This is a genomic window from Streptomyces sp. NPDC000941, assembly GCF_053599555.1.
In genome coordinates this window covers 16,169-36,507 of the sequence record NZ_JBSFMM010000045.1, presented here as the reverse complement: position 1 = coordinate 36,507, position 20,339 = coordinate 16,169, and the positions used below count along the sequence as shown (strand labels likewise).

General features: G+C 70.4%; 21 protein-coding genes. 8 read left to right on the top strand and 13 right to left on the bottom strand.

The features are described 5' to 3' along the window. Positions 1–28: 28 nt before the first annotated feature. From pstA to pstS, 3 genes are all read right to left on the bottom strand, one after another. Entirely contained in the window at positions 29–1,105 is a 1,077-nt protein-coding gene (gene pstA / locus ACWDSL_RS17070) for a phosphate ABC transporter permease PstA (protein ID WP_450486083.1), read from the bottom strand. Next, entirely contained in the window at positions 1,102–2,088 is a 987-nt protein-coding gene (gene pstC, locus ACWDSL_RS17065; RefSeq protein ID WP_450486081.1) for a phosphate ABC transporter permease subunit PstC, read from the bottom strand. Before pstC ends, pstA begins: the two co-directional genes overlap by 4 nt. 101 nt (positions 2,089–2,189) lie before the next feature. Then, the gene (gene pstS, locus ACWDSL_RS17060; RefSeq protein ID WP_450486079.1) at positions 2,190–3,320 is read right to left on the bottom strand and encodes a phosphate ABC transporter substrate-binding protein PstS; all 1,131 of its coding nucleotides are present in this window, start codon (positions 3,318–3,320) and stop codon (positions 2,190–2,192) included. A gap of 365 nt (positions 3,321–3,685) precedes the next feature. Between pstS and ACWDSL_RS17055 the strand changes: the two genes are divergently transcribed. Then, positions 3,686–4,801: an NlpC/P60 family protein gene (locus ACWDSL_RS17055; RefSeq protein WP_450486077.1), complete on the top strand. Its 1,116-nt coding sequence runs from the start codon at positions 3,686–3,688 to the stop codon at positions 4,799–4,801. A 199-nt stretch (positions 4,802–5,000) separates the two neighbouring features. After that, positions 5,001–6,233, top strand: a complete 1,233-nt coding sequence (locus ACWDSL_RS17050; protein ID WP_089512511.1) for a PP2C family protein-serine/threonine phosphatase — start codon at positions 5,001–5,003, stop codon at positions 6,231–6,233. A 270-nt stretch (positions 6,234–6,503) separates the two neighbouring features. On the opposite strand, the gene ACWDSL_RS17045 is transcribed toward ACWDSL_RS17050, so the two are convergent. The 7 genes from ACWDSL_RS17045 to ACWDSL_RS17015 form a co-directional block, all read right to left on the bottom strand. Beyond that, positions 6,504–6,821, bottom strand: coding sequence for a DUF2516 family protein (locus ACWDSL_RS17045; protein ID WP_385627958.1), 318 nt, complete (start codon positions 6,819–6,821; stop codon positions 6,504–6,506). A gap of 149 nt (positions 6,822–6,970) precedes the next feature. Next, positions 6,971–7,579, bottom strand: coding sequence for a hypothetical protein (locus tag ACWDSL_RS17040; protein ID WP_450486075.1), 609 nt, complete (start codon positions 7,577–7,579; stop codon positions 6,971–6,973). Positions 7,580–7,597: 18 nt separating this feature from the next. Beyond that, complete coding sequence (locus ACWDSL_RS17035) at positions 7,598–8,092, bottom strand: helix-turn-helix domain-containing protein (protein ID WP_450486073.1); 495 nt, start codon at positions 8,090–8,092, stop codon at positions 7,598–7,600. Positions 8,093–8,218: 126 nt separating this feature from the next. Next, positions 8,219–9,082, bottom strand: a complete 864-nt coding sequence (locus tag ACWDSL_RS17030) for an RNA polymerase sigma-70 factor (protein ID WP_450486071.1) — start codon at positions 9,080–9,082, stop codon at positions 8,219–8,221. Then, positions 9,079–9,657 (bottom strand): carboxymuconolactone decarboxylase family protein, encoded by a 579-nt coding sequence (locus ACWDSL_RS17025; RefSeq protein WP_450486069.1) that lies wholly within the window; start codon positions 9,655–9,657, stop codon positions 9,079–9,081. Before ACWDSL_RS17025 ends, ACWDSL_RS17030 begins: the two co-directional genes overlap by 4 nt. Positions 9,658–9,740: 83 nt before the next feature. Then, on the bottom strand, positions 9,741–10,595 hold the full coding sequence (locus ACWDSL_RS17020; protein ID WP_450486067.1) for an NmrA/HSCARG family protein: 855 nt from the start codon (positions 10,593–10,595) through the stop codon (positions 9,741–9,743). A 21-nt stretch (positions 10,596–10,616) separates the two neighbouring features. Further along, a complete protein-coding gene (locus tag ACWDSL_RS17015) occupies positions 10,617–11,546 on the bottom strand; it encodes an EamA family transporter (RefSeq protein ID WP_450486065.1) in 930 nt (309 codons plus the stop codon). A gap of 79 nt (positions 11,547–11,625) precedes the next feature. Here ACWDSL_RS17015 and ACWDSL_RS17010 point away from each other — a divergent pair, with 79 nt between their 5' ends. Beyond that, positions 11,626–12,531, top strand: coding sequence for a LysR family transcriptional regulator (locus tag ACWDSL_RS17010; RefSeq protein ID WP_450486063.1), 906 nt, complete (start codon positions 11,626–11,628; stop codon positions 12,529–12,531). A 77-nt stretch (positions 12,532–12,608) separates the two neighbouring features. On the opposite strand, the gene ACWDSL_RS17005 is transcribed toward ACWDSL_RS17010, so the two are convergent. Beyond that, positions 12,609–13,364 carry an IclR family transcriptional regulator gene (locus tag ACWDSL_RS17005; protein ID WP_450486061.1) on the bottom strand — a complete coding sequence of 252 codons (756 nt, stop codon included), beginning with the start codon at positions 13,362–13,364 and terminating at the stop codon, positions 12,609–12,611. Between the two features lie 304 nt (positions 13,365–13,668). On the opposite strand from ACWDSL_RS17005, the gene ACWDSL_RS17000 reads away from it, so the two are divergent. From ACWDSL_RS17000 to ACWDSL_RS16980, 5 genes are all read left to right on the top strand, one after another. After that, entirely contained in the window at positions 13,669–14,064 is a 396-nt protein-coding gene (locus tag ACWDSL_RS17000) for a hypothetical protein (RefSeq protein ID WP_450486059.1), read from the top strand. A gap of 167 nt (positions 14,065–14,231) precedes the next feature. Beyond that, positions 14,232–15,677 (top strand): amino acid permease, encoded by a 1,446-nt coding sequence (locus tag ACWDSL_RS16995; protein ID WP_450486057.1) that lies wholly within the window; start codon positions 14,232–14,234, stop codon positions 15,675–15,677. Further along, the gene (locus ACWDSL_RS16990; protein WP_450486055.1) at positions 15,674–16,363 is read left to right on the top strand and encodes an HAD hydrolase-like protein; all 690 of its coding nucleotides are present in this window, start codon (positions 15,674–15,676) and stop codon (positions 16,361–16,363) included. Before ACWDSL_RS16995 ends, ACWDSL_RS16990 begins: the two co-directional genes overlap by 4 nt. A gap of 40 nt (positions 16,364–16,403) precedes the next feature. Then, complete coding sequence (locus tag ACWDSL_RS16985; protein WP_450486053.1) at positions 16,404–17,201, top strand: cyclase family protein; 798 nt, start codon at positions 16,404–16,406, stop codon at positions 17,199–17,201. 103 nt (positions 17,202–17,304) lie between these two features. Next, positions 17,305–17,757, top strand: a complete 453-nt coding sequence (locus tag ACWDSL_RS16980) for an Lrp/AsnC family transcriptional regulator (RefSeq protein WP_450486051.1) — start codon at positions 17,305–17,307, stop codon at positions 17,755–17,757. Here the strand turns inward: ACWDSL_RS16980 and ACWDSL_RS16975 are convergent. After that, positions 17,738–19,168 carry an aldehyde dehydrogenase family protein gene (locus ACWDSL_RS16975; protein ID WP_450486049.1) on the bottom strand — a complete coding sequence of 477 codons (1,431 nt, stop codon included), beginning with the start codon at positions 19,166–19,168 and terminating at the stop codon, positions 17,738–17,740. The two genes, ACWDSL_RS16980 and ACWDSL_RS16975, sit on opposite strands and share 20 nt — an antisense overlap. Then, positions 19,161–20,327: a homoserine dehydrogenase gene (locus tag ACWDSL_RS16970; RefSeq protein WP_450486047.1), complete on the bottom strand. Its 1,167-nt coding sequence runs from the start codon at positions 20,325–20,327 to the stop codon at positions 19,161–19,163. The genes ACWDSL_RS16975 and ACWDSL_RS16970 overlap by 8 nt, the downstream gene beginning before the upstream one ends. Positions 20,328–20,339 lie beyond the last annotated feature (12 nt).

Below are 20,339 nucleotides of genomic sequence, written 5' to 3'. Positions count from 1 at the left end.
AATCACTTCTCTTCTTCGTGGCGTGGCCTCAGCGGCCGGTCTTCGGTGCCTTCCAGCGGGCTACACCGCGGGCGAGCAGGTTGAGGATCATGACGAAGGCGATCAGGACGAGCGCCGCCGCCCAGGCCCGGTTGTACGAGGCATCGTTACCGAGCTGCCACTGCTCGTACACGTAGTACGGGAGCGAGGACTGCGCGCCGTCGAAGGGGTTGTTGTTGATCCCCGTGGCGCCGAACACCAGCAGCATGATCGGGGCCGACTCACCGGCGATACGGGCGACCGCGAGCATCACACCGGTGATGATCCCGCCGATCGCGGTGGGCAGCACCACCTTGAGGATGGTGCGCCACTTGGGCACGCCCAGCGCGAGAGATGCCTCACGCAGCTCGTTCGGGACGAGCTTGAGCATTTCCTCCGTCGAGCGGACGACGATCGGCATCATCAGGATGGCCAGGGCCATCGCGCCTGCGAAGCCGGAGTAGTCGAAGTCCAGGATGATGATCCAGAAGGTGAGGATGAACAGACCGGCGACGATCGAGGGGACACCGGTCATGACGTCCACGAAGAAGGTGACGGCCTTGGCGAGCCGGCCGCGCCCGTATTCCACCAGGTAGACGGCGGTCAGCAGGCCGATCGGGGCCGCGATGGCGGTGGCGATGCCGACCTGCTCCAGCGTGCCGATGATCGCGTGGTACACACCGCCGCCGGGGAGGATCGTCTGCACGCCCTCCATGGAGTGGCCGAGGAAGTAGCCGTCGAGGACCGTGCGGCCCCGGTCGACGGTCTCCCAGATCAGCGAGACCAGCGGGACCACCGCGAGCAGGAAGCAGACCCAGATCAGGCTGGTGGCCAGCTTGTCCTTGGCCTGGCGGGAGCCCTCGACCTTGGCGGTCAGAGCGAAGGAGATGAGTACGAACAGCAGCGCGGCGATCAGACCCCACTGGGTCTTGCTGCTCAGATCGCCCACGACACCGATGCCGCAGCCCAGGCCCACCGAGATCAGTGCCAGGCCGATCGGGGTCCACTTGGGCAGCCGGGGCTGCTTGAGGCCCGGCCGCGGGGCGTCCCCGGCCACCGCGCTCTTGTCGATGACTGCGTTACTCATGCCGCGGCTCCCGAGTACTCCTTGCGGCGGGCGATGATCAGCCGCGCGGCGCCGTTCACCAGCAGCGTGATGACGAACAGCACCAGACCGGAGGCGATCAGCGCGTCACGCGCGGGGCCGTCGGCCTCCTTGAAGTGGCTGGCGATGTTCTGGGCGAAGGTGCCGCCGCCCGAGTCCAGCAGGCTGGGGCTGATCAGGTAGCTCGGGGACAGCACGGTGGCCACGGCCATCGTCTCGCCGAGCGCGCGGCCCAGGCCCAGCATGGAGGCGCTGATGATGCCGGAGCGGCCGAAGGGGAGGACCGACATCCGGATGACTTCCCAGCGGGTCGCGCCGAGGGCCAGCGCGGCCTCCTCGTGCGTCTGCGGGACCTGGCGGAAGACCTCGCGGCTGACGCTGGTGACGATCGGGATGATCATGATCGCCAGCAGGATGCCCACGGTGAACAGGGAGCGCGGGGTGCCGTCGTTGTACTCGAAGATCTTGGTCCAGCCCAGGTAGTCGTCGAGCCATTGGTACAGGCCGGTCAGATGCGGGACGAGGAAGAGCGCCCCCCACAGGCCGTAGACGATGCTGGGGACCGCCGCGAGCAGGTCGATGACGTAGGCGACCAGGGTGGCCAGCCGGCGCGGCGCGTAGTGCGAGATGAACAGCGCGATGCCGACCGCGACCGGGACCGCGATCAGCATCGCGATGATCGAGCTGACGATCGTGCCGTAGACGAGCACGGCGATACCGAAGACCATCGGGCGGCTGCTGGTGTTCCACTCGAAGGTGGTGAAGAAGTTGCCGTGGTCGTCAGAGATGGCGGAAACCGCTCGCACGGTGAGGAAGGCCGCGATGGCGGCCATGATCACCAGCAGCAGGATTCCGGACCCTCGGGAGAGGCCGAGGAAGACTTTGTCGCCGATGCGGCCGGTGCCACGAGAGCTGGCCAGGGCAGGCGGTTCTGTGGGGGATGTGGATTCTATATCCGTTTTCATGGGTTCTCCGGTCTGAGGAGCCAGAGGGGTGTGGCTCCTTGCGCGGCGGTGCACCGGACGGTGCGGCCGGCTCCGTGGTGTGGGAGCCGGCCGCACTCAGGTCAGGAGAGGCTCGCGACGCTCTCGCGGACCTTCGTGGCGATCTCGGCCGGCAGCGGGGCGTAGCCGAGCTCCTTGAGAGAAGCCTGGCCGTCCTCGCTCGCGACGTAGGTCAGGAACGACTTGGTGGCGGCAAGCGTGTCGGAGTTGTTGCCCTTGTCACAGGCGATCTCGTACGTCACCAGCGTAATCGGGTACGCGCCCTCTGCCTTGGTGTCGTACGCCAGGTCGAGGGCGAGGTCCTTGCCGGTGCCCTTGATCTTGGCCTCGGAGATGGCCTTGGAGGCGTTGTCGACGGTGGCCTGGACCGGGGCGGCGGCACCGGTGTTCAGGTCCACGGTCTTGATGCTGCTGGCGGTCGCGTACGACAGCTCGAAGTACGAGATCGCGCCGGAGACCTGCTTCACCTGCGAGGAGACACCGGCGGAGCCGTCCGCGGCCTGGCCGCCCTTGCCCTCCCAGGCCTTGCCCGGCTCGTGCGGCCACGCCGAGGGGGCGGCGGCCTTGAGGTACTTGGTGAAGTTGTCCGTGGTGCCGGAGTCGTCCGAGCGGTGGAACGCCTGGATCTTGAGGTTCGGCAGGCTGACGCCCTTGTTGAGCTTCTTGATGGCGTCGTCGTTCCAGTTCGTGATCTTCGAGTCGAAGATCTCGGCGAGGGTCTTGGCGTCCAGGGTCAGCTTGTCCACGCCGGGGACGTTGAAGCCGACCGCGATCGGGCCGCCGACCATCGGCAGGTTGATGCCCTGGCCGCCCTTGCACATCTTCTTGGAGGAGGCGACCTCTTCGGGCTTGAGCGCCGAGTCGGAGCCCGCGAAGGCGGTCTTGCCCTGCAGCCACTCCTGGATGCCCGCGCCGGAGCCGGTGGCCTTGTAGTTGAGCTTGACGTCCTTGCAGGCCGCGCCGTAGTTCTTGACCCACAGGTCCATGGCGTTCTTCTGGGCGGACGACCCGGACGCCAGCAGCTGGCCCTTGCCCTCGCACTTGATGTTGCTGGCGTCGGTCTTGGTGCCGCCACCGCCGCTCGAGGAACCGTTGTTGTCGTCGGAACCGCAGGCGGTGAGCACCAGGGCGCCGGAGACGGCAAGGGCACCGGCGGCGATGGCGCGAAGCCGGTTGTTGCGCTGAAGCTTCACTTTCGGGTTTTCCTTCCAGGAGCCGCCGGTGGGGACGGCGCACGAAGAGGTGGGGTACTGCGCGTTTGTGGTTCTGCTCAGCTGTGCGTCGGTCACGCCATGGGCGCGGCCAGCACGCTTGTAGGGCTGAAATTAGGCAGATCAGGTGAAGCAGCCGATGGGCGTGAGTGAACGGAGGGTGAACCTCGGCCGTCAGGGTGGTGGCCCAGGGAGGCTCTGATTCCGGTTGGGTGGAGGTTATGGCGGAGTCGATCGGCGCGTGACTCTGTCGGATTGCGGTACGGCATGTCACTATCCGTCCCTACGTACCGGTAAGTCAGCTCTGGCACGCGGGTTACCCGACGGCTCGTGGAGGTCCTCAGGTGATGGGGCAGCGGAAGGTGAAGCGGGGCGGCAGGGGAGGGGGCGCGGGCATCGCCGCGGCGACCGCGTTCGTCTGTGCGGTGGGGATGTCGGCGGTACCGGAGCGGGCGCAGGCCGCGCCGCGTGAGCCCACGCCCGGGGCCGGGACGGAGTCGGGGGCCGGGTCCGAAGGGGCCGCGGGCAGCAGCCTGCAAGAGGTGCACAAAAAGGTGCAGAGCCTCTACCGCAAGGCCGAGGCGGCCACGGACGCGTACAACCTGGCGCGCGAGAAACAGGCCCGCCAGGAGAAGCGGATCGTAAAGATCGCACAGTCCGTGGTGAAGGCGCAGAAACGGATGACGGGCCTGCGGAAGCGGGCCGGGGCGGTGGCCCGGGCCCAGTACCGCAACGGCGGAATTCCGCCAGAGGCGCAGCTGCTCCTCGGCGACGACCCGGAGAGCTTTCTCGACAACGTCACCCTGGCGCGCAAGGGCCAGCAGGCGACCCGGGGCCTGATGAACCAACTGGAGAAGACGCAGGCCACGCTCGACCGCTATGCGAAGGACGCCACCCAGGAGTGGGAGCGGCTCGACTCCAGCCGCGCGAAGAAGGCCGCGGCCCGCAAGGAGATCCGGGCGAAGCTCGCCGGGGCCAAGCGGCTGGAGTCCCGGCTGAAGGCGAAGGAGCGGGAGCGGCTGCGGCAGCTGGAGGAGGAGCAGCAGCGCCGGGCGCAGACGACTTGGCTGGGCTCCGGGATACTGCGGAAGATCGGCGGAAAGGGCACCTCGCAGGGGGTGCGGGCGGTGGACTTCGCGACGGCCCAGCTCGGCAAGGACTATGTGTGGGGCGCGGAGGGCCCCGACACCTACGACTGTTCGGGGCTGACCCAGAAGGCGTGGGCCGCGAGCGGCCGCTCGATCCCGCGCACCTCGCAGGAGCAGTGGCGGCAGCTGCCGAAGGTGAGTGTCGAGCGGATGCGGCCGGGGGACCTGATCATCTACTTCAAGGACGCGAGTCATGTGGGGATGTATGTAGGGGACGGCGCGATCATCCACGCGCCGCGCCCGGGGCGGCAGGTCACGGTCGCCGGGGCCGGCTCGATGCCGATCCTCGGTGTCGTACGCCCGGACGGGAGTTGAGGGGCTATTCGGTCATTTCGCCCCGCGTAGGCGTGATGTTTGTCATCCCATAGTCATCCCCCGGCGCGTCAAGTCCCCTCACGGCTTTGGCATATGACAAAAGTGGCTGTCCGAAGGTCATTCCGCTGGGGCCTGCCCTAGCGCTATGGTCGCCTCTCAATGAGCGCCGCGCTCTCGGGGGGAGGGAAGGAATCGAGCGATGTCCGTACCCGCGACCGGGCAGCTGGAGGCGCCGGCCACCGAGGCCCTGCCTGCCGCGCCGCCCGACAACGGGCTCACCCTGCTGGTGATCGGGGAAGACCCCGCCGGCTCCTTCACCGTCCCCGAAATGCTGGACACCGAGGGGAACCGGGTCCGTATCCGTACGGCACGCAATCTCACCGAGGCCGAGCGGCTGCTCACCGATGACGTCCAGTGCATCCTGCTGGACCTGGCCCTGCCCGGCCCCTGCAAGAAGGCCGAGGACGAGCTCGACGCCCTGCACGCGGTGCTGCGGCTCGCACCCGCCCACGCGGTCCTCGTACTGACCGCCGTGGAGGACGGGGAGCGCGCCGCCGAAGCCGTACGGGTCGGCGCCCAGGACTTCCTCTTCCGCGACGAGCTGGACGGACGGCTGCTCAGCCGCGCGATCCGCTACGCCGTCGAGCGAAAACGCTCCGACCTCGCCCAGCGCCAGCTGACCGAGTCCCGGCTGCGCGCCCAGGAGAACGCCCGGCTGGAGCGCGGGCTGCTGCCCACCCCGCTGCTGCAGGGCTCGGGGCTGCGCTTCGCCGCCCGCTACCGGCCCGGCCGCAGCCGCGCCCTGCTGGGCGGCGACTTCTACGACACGGTCCGCACCCCGGACGGCACCGTCCACGCGATGATCGGCGACGTCTGCGGACACGGCCCCGACGAGGCCGCCCTCGGCGTCGAGCTGCGCATCGCCTGGCGCGCCCTGACCTTCGCCGGGCTCTGCGGCGATCAGCTGCTCGGCACCCTGCAGCAGGTCCTGGAGAACGAGCGCGCCGACGAAGAGATCTTCGCGACCCTGTGCACCGTCGACATCGCACCGGACGGGCGGCGGGCCGGGGTGTGCCTGGCCGGCCACCCCGCACCCCTGGCGATACGCGCCGGGCGTGCGCCCCGGCTGCTGCCCGCCGACGACAACGGCCCGGCGCTCGGCCTGCTGCCGGGCGCCCGCTGGCCGCGCCGGGAGATCGAGCTCGGCGGCTCCTGGAGCCTGATGATGTACACCGACGGGCTCATCGAGGGGCGCGTCGGGAAGGGCGTACAGCGGCTGGGCCAGGAGGGGATGGTCGACATCGTGGCCCGCGGCCTGACGGCGGGGCTGCGCGGCGAGGAGCTGCTGGACAACACCGTCACCGAGGTGCGGGCGCTCAACGGCGGGGAGCTGACGGACGACCTGGCCGTGCTGCTCCTCGACCGGGGCTGACCGGTTCCGTAATTCGCCGACCTTGCGAGCTGGTAGGATCAACGCTGGCCGAGAAGACGGCCTGTGTGAGTCAACCGCGTGAGGTGCTGACCACCGGATTGCCGGTACAACACCTGCGGCAGCCCGCTGGACTGCGGGCCTCTGCTCACCGAATTCCGGACAGGCCCCGAGCAACCCCGGATGAGACACCGCGAGGTGACCACGCCGGAGCGCCCGGACCAGCCGAACCGGATGCAGTCCGTATGTCCTTCGAGGGATACGGATCAAGTCTTAGCGGCCGTTGAAGGGGCCGTACGGACCGTCGGAGCTGGAGCCGCCGCGGCGCGGCCAGTTCCGGCCTCCGCCGGAGACCTGCCGGAGCGCGGGCCGCACATCGACGAAGTACACGATGGTCGCGATGAGCCCGATGATCGGCAGGAAGTCGAAGATGCCCATGAAGAAGTTCACCGCGGCGGCGATGCCCAGGATGATCAGCCAGAAGGGCTTGTTCTGCTTGTCCGCGGCCCGGTAGGCGTCCTCGCGGCGGATCGCGGCGTCGATGAAGGCGCAGAGGCTGAACAGGAGCAGCCCCCAGGAGACCCAGTACATCAGTTGGTTGAAGCCTTGCACCAGCACGCCGTCCACCGCCTAGAAGATATGTATGGGAAGCGTTCCATCGGCCACCGTACCCGCTGCCAGGGCCGGGCACGCAGTGCGTACCCGGCCCTGGGTGTGCTCTTCGGGCAAAGGCCCGTCCCTCAGCCCTGAGGCTTCGGCGGGGTCTTCTTCGCGGCGGGGGCGGGAGCCGGGGCCGGGGCCGGCTTGCGAGCCGGGGCCTTCTTGGCGGCGGGCGCCGGCTTGACCGCGCTCTTCGTCGTCGCGTCCTTGGCCGGCTCGGCGGCGACGGTGACCGGCCGCTCCTTGGGTGCGGGCGCGATGGCGTCGGCCGCCTCGTCCATCTCCTCGGCCGCCTCGCCGCGCCAGGTCTTGACGACCTCCTGGCCGTGCTCGGCCACCTCGTCGTACCGCTCCCGCGCCTTGACGGCCAGCTCGGCGGCGCGGCCCACGCCCTGGAGGGCCAGGTCCTGCGCCGTGTCGCGGAGCTTCTTCAGGTCGGTGTCGAGCGTGCCCAGCAGCTCGGTGAGCTTCTCCTGGGCGTCCTTCGCCTGCTGGCTGACCCGGTCCTGAACGGCCTTCGGGTCGGTGTTCCGTACGGCTGCGAAGCGCTCGGGGGCCTCGGCGACGATCTTCTCGACCAGCGACGGCACCTCCTTGAGCTTCTGGGCGGCGAGGTCGGCCGTGCCCGCCACGAAGTACAGGGGGGTCGGGTCGGTGAGCGTCTTACGCACATCGTCGGTGATGGCCATGCTGATGGTCCTCCCGGATCAAATCGAGGGTTCGGCGTCGTCGTCGGCGCTGCCGGAGGGGGTACCGATGGGCTTACCGGTGCCCGCGTACGTACCAGCGGGGGTGCCGGCGCCAGTAGGGGTGCCCGAGGGGGTGCCGCCCGCGGCGGGATCGGGTGCGGCGGGGCCGGGTGCGTTCTCCTTGCGGAACGACTCGTAGATCTGCAGCAGCACCTGCTTCTGCCGCTCGTTGATCAACGGATCGGCCAGTATCACACTGCGCGTCTCCGTCTCGTCCCGCTCCCGCTCATCGAGAATCCCGGCCTGCACATAAAGCGTCTCGGCGGATATCCGCAGCGCCTTCGCGAGCTGCTGCAGGATCTCCGCGCTCGGCTTGCGCAGCCCGCGCTCGATCTGGCTCAGATACGGATTGGACACCCCGGCAGCGTCGGCGAGCTGGCGCAGCGAGAGCCGCGCGCCGCGTCTCTGCTCGCGCAGAAACTCGCCGAGGGTGCCGACGTTCAGTGATGCCATGCCCCCATGCTGCCGCACCAGTGCTAACTATTGCAAGCATTTGCTTGCAGCCGTGCCGGGGGCGGGAGGTGTTCCGGGCGGCCTTCACCGCCCGGAACACCCCTGATATCCGGATCGTCGGTGGGCTTATCTGGCGAGTTCTGCCGGTTCGTCCAGCCGCGTCAGCTTCCGCGGATTGCGCACCACATAGATCCGGGTGACCCGCCCGTCCTCCACCGCGAGGCTCACCGCGGCCGGCTCGCCGTCGAACTCGATCCGGCCCGCGGGTGCGCCGTTGAGCCATACGGTCGTCGTCTCGACCCTGGCCACCCGGTTCGCGCGCGCGAGCATCGGCGCCACCACGTCGGCCCCATGGACGGGAGTCAGTACGGCGGGCACCAGCCCCCCGCCGTCGGCGATCAGGACCACATCAGGCGCCATGATCTCCATCAGCTCCCGCAGCTGCCCGGTGCGCAGCGCGACCAGGAACCGCTCCACCACGGCCTGCTGCTCCGACCGGCTCACCCGCACCCGCGGCCGCCGGGCCGCCACGTGCTCGCGGGCCCGCCGCGCGATCTGCCGCACCGTGACCGTGGACTTCCCGATGGCCTCGGCGATCTCGCCGTACGGCATCTCGAAGACCTCGCGGAGCACGAACACCGCCCGCTCCGCCGGCCCGAGCGTTTCCAGCACGGTCAGCATGGCGATCGAGACGCTTTCCGCGAGTTCGATGTCCTCGGCGACATCGGGGCTGGTCAGCAGCGGTTCCGGCAGCCATTCGCCGACGTAGTCCTCGCGGCTGCGGGAGAGCGTCCGCAGCCGGTTGAGCGCCTGCCGGGTGACGGTCCGGACGAGATACGCGCGCGGGTCACGCACCTGCGCACGGTCGACGTCGGCCCACCGCAGCCAGGACTCCTGGAGCACATCCTCCGCGTCGGCCGCCGAGCCGAGCATTTCGTAGGCGACCGTGAACAGCAGGCCGCGATGGGTGACGAACGGGTCCTCGGTCATACCGTCGACGCCGCGCCGGTCTGCTCGGGCCGCTTGGCCAGCGGAATCTCGCACGCTTCGGAGTATCCCTGCGAGGTGATCCCGTTCGCGGTGTTGTTCCGGGTCGACAGGTTGGCGAAGCCGATGAACGCGGTCAGCTCGACCAGCGCCGCCGCGCCGAGCTGGGCGAGCAGACTCGCCGACATCTCATCGGTGACGGTCGTCGGCGTGTTCGTCATGGCCTCGGTGTACGCCAGCACCTCCCGCTCCAGCGGGGTGAACACATCCGACTCCCGCCAGCACGGCACCTGGCTCGCCTTGGTCAGATCCAGATTCGCGTTCAGAGCAGCGAAGTAGTTGATGTCGAGGCACCAACTGCAGCCGACCTGTGCCGCGACGGCCATGTGCGCGAATGTCTTGAGGCTCGCGTCGGCCGCGTCCCACGCGGCCAGCTTGGCCGAGAACTCCAGGTTGGACGTGGCGACGTCGGGGTTGTTGAAGCTCACCTCGACGGGCTCGGGCACGGCACCGAGCTGCTTGATCAGGTTCTCCCGCAGCTCGGTGGGAAGCTCCGCCTTCGGAATACGCAGCGCCATGGTGTCTCCTTATATAGGTGCCTGCTCCGTGTGCTCGTTCGGCATGAAGACACCGCCGGGCCCACGAGCGTGACACCCCCCGCCTACCGGATCCTGCCCAGCCACGCCTGGAGGGTCAGCAGCTCCGGGTACCGCTCGCGGAGCGCGCCGAGATCGGCCTGGTAGCCCTTCCCGTTGAGCCAGTCGAACATGTTCGCCGCCTGCTCGGCCGCGGCCCGCAGCTCGTCGACCGGCTGCCGTTCGAAACGCGTCGGTACGCCGTCGACCTCGGTGAACACCCCGGCGATCCGCCGTACGGTCAGCTCGTCCCCGGCGATCTCGATCTTCTCGCCGATGAACTCGGCCGGCTTGTCGAACGCGTCCGCGGCGATCCGGCCGATATCGGCCAGCGCGATCATCTGCAGCGAGGTGTCCGCGTCCAGCGCGAGCGAACCGACCCGCTCCCCGTTCACCGCCTCGGGCACCAGGTACGGCCAGTTCTCCATGAAGAACACCGGCCGCAGCACCGTCGCGGGCACGTCGATGGCGTCGATGTACGCCTCGATCTCCGCCTTGGTCTCGAAGTGCGCGACACCGGACCCGCGCTCGGCGCCGCCGACGGAGCTGTAGACCAGGTGCGCGACGCCCGCGGCCCGGGCCGCGTCGGCGACGTTCCTGCCCTGCCGCACCTCGGCTTCGGGGCGGGGGTCGGCCATATCGGAGGGCTGCACGCTGAAGACGCCGTACGCGCCCCGCGCCGCCGCGCGCAGCGACTGAGGGTCGTCCAGATCGCCGGTGACCAGGTCCGCGCCGAGCGCCTTGAGCTCCTTGGCCGCCTGTTTGCCCGGGTCGCGGACGAGGGCGCGTACCACCCAGCCGCCGTGGAGGAGACTGCGGGCGACGGCGCCGCCTTGGCCGCCGGTCGCGCCCGTGACCAGGACTGCCTTCTTCTTCGGCACTGCGAGATCCTTCCGTTTTGGTTATTTCTGGGGTGCGGTCGAAAGCCGGTCGCGTGCGCGGGTGGGCGCGGGAAGCTGCCCCGCGACGATCGCGGCGAGGGAGAGCCCGAACCCCGCGAGTTGGATCAGGCCGAGCGTCTGGTCGAGTACGACGGCCCCGAGCACGGCGGCGACCAGCGGCGAGAGCAGACCGAGCACCGCGACGGAGGTGACGGGCAGGGTGGTGATGCCCTGGAACCACAGGATGTAGGTGATCAGGCCGCCGACCAGACCCAGCCAGAGATAGCCGAGGGCGGCGGTCGAGTCGATCGCGGGAGGCGGTCCCTCGACGAGGAAGGTGACCGGCACCAGGAACAGACCCCCCGCGGTGAGCTGCCAGCCGGCGAACGCGGTGGCACCGACCCCGGCGGGACGTCCCCAGCGCTTGGTGAGCGTCACCCCGAGCGCCATCGTGGCCGCGCCGGCGAGACCCGCCACGATTCCGACGCCGTCGAGCGCCGCGTTCGGCCCGATCACCACCAGGCCGACGCCCGCGACGCCCGTCACACCCCACAGGAGGCGCCAGACCGAAAGGCGCTCGCGGAGCACGGTGACCGCCAGGACGGCGACGATCAGCGGCTGGGCCGCCGCCAGCGTGGCGGCGACACCTCCCGGCAGGCGTTCGGCCGCGACGAACAGCAGCGGGAGGAACAGCCCGATGTTCAGCACACCGAGCGCCGCGGCCTTTCCCCACCAGGCCCCGCGCGGCAGCGTCCGGGTGATCGCCAGCGCGATCAGCCCGGCGGGCAGCGCACGCAGGAGCCCCGCGAACAGGGGGTGCCCCGGGGGCAGAAGTTCGGTGGTGACGACGTAGGTGGTGCCCCAGACCGCGGGGGCGAGCGCCGTCAGGGCGGCGCGCCCGCCGGAAGCTCTCTGTGCTGCGGAAGCTCTCTGTGCTGCTGGACTTGTCATGCTCGCAGTCTCATGCCGCGGCTATCGATGAGTCCAAGACATGTTTTTCACTTCATCGATCTCGATACAAGATAGATCCATGGAGCTTCAGCAGATGCGGTACGTCATCGCCGTGGCCGAGACCAACAGCTTCACCCGGGCCGCCGAACGATGTCTGGTCGTCCAGTCCGCCCTCAGCCACCAAATTTCCCGTCTGGAGAAGGAGTTGGGTGCGCGACTCTTCGAACGCACCAGTCGCCGGGTGCGGCTGACCCCGGCCGGAGCGGCGTTCCTGCCCGCCGCCCGCCAGTGCCTGGACGCCGCCGAGCGCGCGGCCGCCGAGGTGGCCGCGGCCGTCGGAGAGGTACGCGGACGGCTCGCCGTGGGCCTGATCCCCACCGTCGCCGCGGTCGATATCCCGGGCGCGCTGCGCGAGTTCCGCCAGCGGTATCCCCAGGTGCGCATCGGGCTGCGGGTGGGCGCGAGCGAAGACCTCGTCGAGCAGGTCAAACAGGGCGCCCTCGACGTGGCCTTCCTCGGGCTGCCGACCACCTCGCGGCCTCAGGGCGTCGCCGCCCATGAGCTGGCCCGTGACCGGCTCGTCGCCGTGGTCGCCCCCGACCATCCGCTCGCCGACGAACCGGCGGTCGACCTTCGCAGGCTCTCCACCGAGGTGTTCGTGGACCTTCCGGCAGGAACGGCCGGGCGTGCCCAGTCCGACCAGGCCTTCTCGGCCGCCGGGCTCGGCCGCGACGTCGCCTTCGAAGTGACCACCGCGGAGTTCATCGGCCGACTGGTCGAGCAGGGCCTGGCCATCGCCATGCTGCCCTCCGCGTACGTACCCCAGCTCACCGGCGTCACCACCATCGCGGTCACCGACGCACCGGCCCGCGTCGAATACGTCATCTGGAGCTCCGTCGGCCGCCCACCCGCGGCCACGGCCTTCCTTGCCAATCTCGGCATCCCCGACATCCCGGCCACGGAGGGCGCCGGCGGGCGGTTGTGAGTGGCCGTCATCCCGGTTTACGGGCCGGGAGTTGCGGGCGTGAGCCGGGGGCCGAGGGGCGCGTGGTCGGCCGAGGGTCACGTACCCCGCAGGGCGGCTTCCAGGTGGTCGGCCCAGCGCAGTGCGGTGGCGGCCAGCTCTTCGGTGCGCGGGGCGAGGCGGACGCGCGGGCCGACGACCTGGAGCGCGGCCACCACTTCGCCGCGGAAGTCGCGGACCGGGGCGGCGACCGAGTACAGACCGGGTTCGGCCTCCTCGTCGACGATCGAGTAGCCCCGCTCGCGGGTGGCGGCGAGCCGGCGGAGGAAGTCGTCGAGCCCGGTGGGGGTGTTCGGGCCGTGGCGTACGAAGTCGGTGCGGGCGAAGACGGCGGCGACTTCCTCGTCGTCGGCGTCGCTGAGCAGCGCCTGCCCGCAGTCGCTGCAGTACGCGGGATAGGGGCGGCCGATCCACGAGCCGACCTGTTTGCTGCCAGGCGGGACGCGTTCGGCGATCGTCACGGTCGCGTCGCCGGCCAGGACGCCCAGATAGCAGCTCTCGCCGGTCTCGCCGACCATGCCCTCCAGCGCGGTCTGCCCGTCCGTACGCAGGCGGTGGGCGGTGAGCTCCTGGGTGTCGGCGTAGAGCCGCCAGTGCAGGGTGAGCGCCTGGGGTGACTGGTCGCGCGCGACGAAGTCCTCTTCGCGCATGGCGGCCAGGCCGCGGGACAGCTGGCTGCGATCGCGGGCCAGGTCGCGGGCCAGGTCGGTGGCCGAGGTGCGGCGATGCCCCTCGGCCGTCCTGTGGGCGAGCGCCATCAGCACGTCCAGACCCTTGCCCACGCTCGATTCCATGACCCCTCAGCCACGTCGCCCCGCCGTGCCGCGCGCCGTCCATACGGCGCGATCAGCTGTCGCGGACACCCTACTGCCGCCCTTTCGCGATGCCGACCCTCCGAAACTGTGCGTTATTTGCATCTTGTCATGCGGTAGATGCACGCATAGCATCTCGCGCATCGGCTTTCGCCCCGGTCACCCGGGGGCATACGAGGCCGGGGATATACGAGAAGGGACAGCGACAGCCATGACGGCGACGATGACGTCCGCGGCCCATGAGCGGGGGCCGTGCCGTACCGAACCGGCGATCCGGAGCCGGTCGGTGCGAGCGATCAAGGTGTACTGGCCCGTCCCGCGGCAGACCCTGGCCGCCCTGGCCACGGGCGATGTCGAGGTGCTGCACCAGGACGAATCCCTGGCCGAACTCTTCCGCGCACTGGAGGCCTCGCCGGAGGTCGGGGACTTCGGCCTCTACACCGACGTGTTCGAGGTGGGCATCGGCGCCGAGGGGTTCACCGCGGCGCCCGGGTCCACCCCCACCCTCGGCGCGGTCGGCGCCCGCTCACTGTCCCCCACCCTCACCTTCACCACCTATGTCGACGCCTCCGCCGCGGACGACGAGGTGTCCCGTGTGCTGACGCGCATCGTGGCCGCCCACCCCTGGGAGGTCCCGGTCGTCGAGCTCTCCGCACCCCTGGAGCTCGTCTCCCGCGCGTAAGCCCTGTGCGCGTAAGTCCTTCCACGCGTAAGCCCTGTGCGGTCCTCCGCGCTCCCCGGCGGACCGCGGCGCGCTGACCCCGCACGCGCCGCGGCCGTCCAAGAGGTGGCATCACCCTCCGCCACGCCGTGTCGTCCCCGTCACCGCCACCCTGAGGAAGTCATGTCATGACCACATCACTACCGACCGAGAGCACGTCGGCTCCGGAAAGAGCGACCGACCACCCGCCCCAGGGAACGCTGCGCCGTTCCATGACCAGCCGCCACCTCGTGATGATCGCGATGGGCGGGGTCATCGGCTCCGGGCTGTTCCTCAGCTCCGGCTACACCATCTCCCAGGCCGGTCCGCTCGGCGCCGTCCTCTCCTATCTGGTCGGCGCGTTCGTCGTCTATCTCGTCATGACCTGCCTGGGCGAACTCGCCTGCGCCTACCCCGTCTCGGGCGCCTTCCACATCTACGCCTCGCGCTCGATCAACCCGGCCACCGGCTTCACCACCGCCTGGCTGTACTGGCTGACCTGGGCGGTCGCCCTGGGTTCCGAGTTCACCGCCTGCGGGCTGCTGATGCAGCGCTGGTTCCCCTCCGTCAGCGTCTGGGTCTGGTGCGTGGTCTGCGCCGCCGTGGTGTTCTCCGTCAACGCGATCTCCGCGCGCGTCTTCGGCGAGACCGAGTACTGGTTCTCCATCATCAAGGTCGCCGCGGTCGTCGCCCTCATCATCCTCGGCGGCGCGGCCATCGGCGGCTTCCACCCGCTGGCCGACCACGGCCACGCGTTCCCGCATCTGTTCGAGAACTTCAACACACCCGACGGCCTGTTCCCCCACGGGCTGTCCGGCGTCATGGTCACCGTCCTCGCCGCGTTCTACGCCTTCTCCGGTTCCGAGCTGATCGGCGTCGCCGCGGGCGAGACGGACGAGCCCTCCAAGGCGGTCCCCAAGGCGCTGCGGGTGACGGTGGTCCGGCTGCTGGTCTTCTTCGCCGGGGCGATCACCGTGATCGCCGCGATGATCCCGTACGACAAGGTCGGCCTGGACGAGAGCCCCTTCGTGACCGTCTTCACGACCATCGGGATCCCCTACGCGGCCGATGTCATGAACTTCGTGATCATCACGGCGCTGCTCTCCGCCGGCAACAGCGGCCTCTACTCCTGCGCGCGGATGCTGTTCTCGCTCGCCGAGGAGGGCCAGGCCCCGCAGGCGCTGCGGCGGCTGAACTCCCGCCAGATCCCGATGACCGCGCTCGTGGTGAGCATGCTGGGCGGTATCGCGTCACTGCTGAGCAGCGTCGTCGCGGCCCAGACCGTCTATCTCGTCCTGGTGTCGATCGCCGGGTTCGCGGCGGTGGCGGTGTGGATGTCGATCGCGGCCTCGCAGTTCTTCCACCGCCGGGCCTTTCTGCGCGACGGCGGGGATGTGAGGGCGCTGCCCTACCGCACCCCGTTCTATCCGACCGTGCCCGTCCTGGCGTTCGTACTCTGCCTGGCCGCCCTGGTCGGCGTGGCCCTGGACCCCACCCAGGTCGCGGCCCTGTACTTCGGCATCCCCTTCGTCGCCGCCTGCTACCTCTACTACTACCTGCGGTACGGCCGCAGGCGGAGCGGGACGGCATCATGACGCCGACACCCACGCCGACGCCGCCCACCTGTCTGTTGCTCGATCTGGACGGCACCCTCGTCGACTCCGCCCCCGGGGTCCTCGCGAGCATCCGCGCCGCGCTGCGCGAGGCCGGCACCCCGGCGCCGGACCCCGACACCCTGCGGACGTTCGTCGGCCCGCCGATGTACGAGTCCTTCCGCCACCGGCTCGGCCTCGACGAGCCCACCGCTCTCCGGGCCCTCGCGGCGTACCGGGCGCACTACGCCGCGCACGGCGCCCTCGACAGCTCGCTGTACGACGGGGTCGCGGACGCGCTGAAGGCGCTGGCCGCCGCGGGGCTGCCGATGGGCGTGGCGACCTCCAAGGTCGAGGACCAGGCGCGGCGGGTCGTCGCCCACTACGGCCTGGACCCGTGGTTCGAGGCGGTGTGCGGTATCGACGACCGTACGGGCCGCACCACCAAGCGCCAGGTGATCCGGGAGTGCCTGGCGCGACTGGCCCGGCGCGGCGTCGACGTATCGGCGCCGCTCATGGTCGGCGACCGGTCGTACGACATCACCAGCGCCGCGGCCGAGGGGATCCCGGCCGTCCATGTGCTGTGGGGTTACGGGGACCGGTCGGAGTCGGCGGGCGCGGTCGCGGCCGTCGCGGGGCCCGCGGAACTGACGGACCTGCTGGTCGCGGCCCGCGACCGTGGCCGTTGAACAGCCACTGACAACCAATGACGCGAAAGAGAGCCGGCACATGAACGACAGCAGCCCACAGCACACCACCAACGCCCCCGGCACCCCCGCCCTGTGGTCGGCCTACCGTGAGCTGACCGCGAAGGCGACGTACACGGACCTCACCCATGCCTTCCACCCCGGGCAGCCGCACTTCCCGGCGTTCCCGGACGAGCGGCGCGAGATGGTCTTCGACATGGACCGCGGGGACGGCTTCAACGTCCACCAGTACACGATCGTGGGCCAGTGGGGCACGCACGTCGACCCGCCCGTGCACTTCGTCGCCGGGGCGCGCACGCTGGACCACATCCCGGTGGAGGAGATGGTCCTGCCGCTGGTGGTGCTCGACATCAGCGAGCGGGTGGCGGCCGACCCGGACGCGACCCCTACCCTGGACGACGTGGCGGCCTGGGAGGCGCGCCACGGCGCCGTCCCCGCCGGATCGTTCGTGGCGCTGCGTACGGGCTGGAGCCGGCGCTGGCCGGACCGGGACGCGATGGCGAACAAGGACGCGGCGGGGGTCAGCCACGCCCCCGGCTGGTCCGCCGAGGTCCTGCGCCAGCTGTTCGAGGAGGCGGGGGTCACCGCGATCGGCCATGAGCAGACCGACACCGACCCGGGGTCGGCGACCTCGGCGGGGGACTTCAGCCTGGAGCGGTATGTCCTCGCGCGTGACCGGTGGCAGATAGAGCTCATGGCCAACCTCGACCAGGTCCCGGAGGCGGGCGCGCTCATCGTCGCCACCTGGCCCAAGCCCCAGGGCGGCTCCGGGTTTCCGGCCCGCGTCTTCGCCCTGTGCCCGAACTACATGAATGACTGATTGCCCGAACGACTGGCGTAACGAGCCCCGGCGGACCCGAGTCCGCCGGGGTGTCGCCATGTGAAGCGCCATGTGAAGAGCCATGTGGAGAACGGATACCGCGATGGACCGACCGGCCCTGGACGCGATCGACGAGAAGATCATCGCCGAACTCACCCGCAACGCCCGCCTGTCGCACGCCGAGCTCGGGCAGCGGGTGCTGCTGTCGCGGAACGCCGTACGGCAGCGGATCGACCGGCTGGAGCGGCAGGGGCATATCCGCGGCTACACGCTGGTGCGCGGCGGCCACGAGGACGAGGACATCGCCTCGGCGCTGGTCCTGGTCTACCGCGAGGACCGGCTGCGCGGCGGCGAGGTGCTGGCGGCGCTCAAGCGCATCCCGGAGGTCGTCATCTGCGATGTGCTCAGCGGGGAGTTCGACCTGATGGTGCGGATCGAGGCCAGGTCCCTGGAACGCGTACGGGGCATCTGGGAGCAGATCGCCCAGATGCCCGGTGTACGCGATACGGTCACGGCGCTGACGCTCGCGCGCGTGGTCAGCCGCCCGCGCGGTTGACGCATACGACCTTCGGCTGCGTCATGTCCTCGTAGGCGAACCGCACGCCCTCGCGGCCCATGCTGCCGTACTTGAACCCGCCGAACGGCATGGCGTCGAACCGGTAGTCGGAGGAGTCGTTGACCATCACCCCGCCCGCCTCCAGCCGCCGGGCCGCCGCCATCGCCTGGTCCAGGCTTGCGGTGAAGACGCCCGCGTGGAGGCTGAAGTCGATCTCGTTGGCGCGCGCCAACGCCTCCTCGAAGGAGCCGACCGGCTGCAGCGCGACGAGCGGCGCGAACGCCTCCTGCTGCCACAGGGCGCTGTCGGCCGGGACGCCCTCGAGCACGGTGGGGCTGTAGAGGCTGCCGTCGAGGTCGTTGCCGCACAGCAGCACCGCGCCGCGCGCGATGGCCTCATCGGCCTTCGCCTTCGCGGCCCGGGCGGCCATGGGCGTGATCATCGGGCCGACGTCCGTGTGCTCGTCGCGGGGGTCGCCGGTGCGCAGCGCCCTCGTCCTGGCGACGAAGGCCGTACGGAACTCCTCGTACACCTCCTGGGCGATCAGGATGCGCTGGGTGCCGATGCAGTTCTGGCCCGCGGCCCAGAACGCGCCGGACACACACGCCGCCACGGCGAGGTCGAGGTCCGCGTCGGCGAGGACGAGGACGGGCGCGTTGCCGCCGAGGTCCATGGCGAGCTTCTTCAGCCCGGCCCGGCGGGCGATGGCCTCCCCGGTCGCGAAGCCGCCGGTGAACGAGACCATGCGCACCTCGGGGGCGGCGACGAGCGCGGCGCCGAGGTCGGCGCCGCCGTTGACCACGGTGATCACCTCGTCCGGCAGCCCGGCCTCGACGAGGGTGTCGACCAGCCGCAGCGCGGACAGTGGGGTGAGGTCGGAGGGTTTCAGGATGACGGCGTTGCCGCCGGCCACGGCGGGGCCGAGCTTGTGGGCGACGAGGTTGAGCGGGTCGTTGTACGGGGTGATCGCCGCGATGATGCCCAGCGGCTCCCGGGTGAACCAGCCATGGCGGTCCTCGGACCCCTCGTACGCGTCGAAGGGCACCACCTCGCCCGCGTTGCGGCGGGCCTCGGCGGCCGACAGGGCCAGGGTGTTGACCGCGCGGGCGGCCTCCTTGCGGGCCTGGGCGATGGTCTTGCCCGCCTCGGCCACGATCAACCGGGCGACTGACTCGGCGCGTTCTTCGACCAGCCGGGCCGCGCGGTCCAGTACGGCGGCGCGGGCGGCCCGCGAGAGGGCCCGGGCGGTGGCGCGCCCGCGGCGCGCGCGGGCCATGATCTCGTCGACCGACTCCGCCGTCGTGGCGCAGACCGAGCCGATGACCTCGCCCGTGTACGGGTTGTGCACGGCGACGAAGCCCTGGCTGTCGTCGCCGGTGCGCGGGAGGGCGGCGAGGGTGGTGTCAGTCACGGAAGGCCTCCTGGAGGACGCGTCCGGCAGCAGTGGGGCCGGTGTGGTGCCGGTGGTGGATGGCGATGATGTCCGACAGCAGCGCGTACGCCGTCTCGGTGCGCCCGGCGCCGGGGCCGGAGACGGTGACGGTGCCGAGCAGATCGGTGTGGAAGGCCACGGCGTTCACCGGGCCGCCGACCGAGGCCAGCGGGTGTTCGAGGGGCAGCGCGACCGGCGCCACACGCGCGTCGACGCTGCCGTCCTCGCGGCGGGTCACCGAGCCGATCAGCTTCCACCGCAGCCCCCGGGCCGCGGCGTCGCGCATATCCGCCGGGGTGAGCCGCGAGATTCCCTCCCGGGCGACCTCGTCGCAGGACAGCGTGGCGCCCAGGACCTCATGGGCGAGGATCGCGACCTTCAGCTGTACGTCGAAGCCCTCGACGTCCGCCGTCGGGTCGGCCTCGGCGTAGCCCGCCTCCTGGGCTTCCCTGACGGCGTCGGAGAAGCCGACGCCCTCTTCGAGCCGGCCGAGGATGTAGTTCGAGGTGCCGTTCATGATGCCCTCGACACCGGTGACCCGGGCGCCCGCGAGCAGCCGGTCCGCGGTGCGCAGCACGGGCGTACCGCTGAGCACGGTGCCCTCGAACTCGAAGCTGACGCCGTGCTCGGCCGCGAGCCGCTTGAGGGCATGGCCGTGCAGGGCGACCGGGCCCTTGTTGGTGGTGCATACGTGCTTGCCCGCCCGCAGCGCCCAGCGCACATGGGACAGCGCGGGCTCGCCGTCGGCCGGATTGGTGAACGTGGCCTCGGCGACGATGTCGGCGGGCACCTCCCGGATCACCCACTCGTTGCGCGGATCGGCGCTGCCGCCCGCCATCCCGGAGAAGTCGAGCTCCCCCGGCGCCGCCGCGAGCAGCGGAGCGAGGTCGATGCCGCAGGGCAGCACCAGCGAACCGGCCCGCAGGTCGGTGATCGCGACCACGCGCAGGGCGAAGCCCAGCTCCTCGGACAGCTCGTCGCCGCGCTCGGCGATCAGTTCGGCGAGCGCCCGGTTGACGCCACCGAAGCCGATCAGGGCGAGGTCGTACCGGGTCGTCTGCTTCAACAGCGTCATCAGCGTCTCCTTCGCTTTTGTGACCTCGCCCAGCGTCACCTCCGGGCCTGTCAGCGCGGCCATGCCGAAGCGATC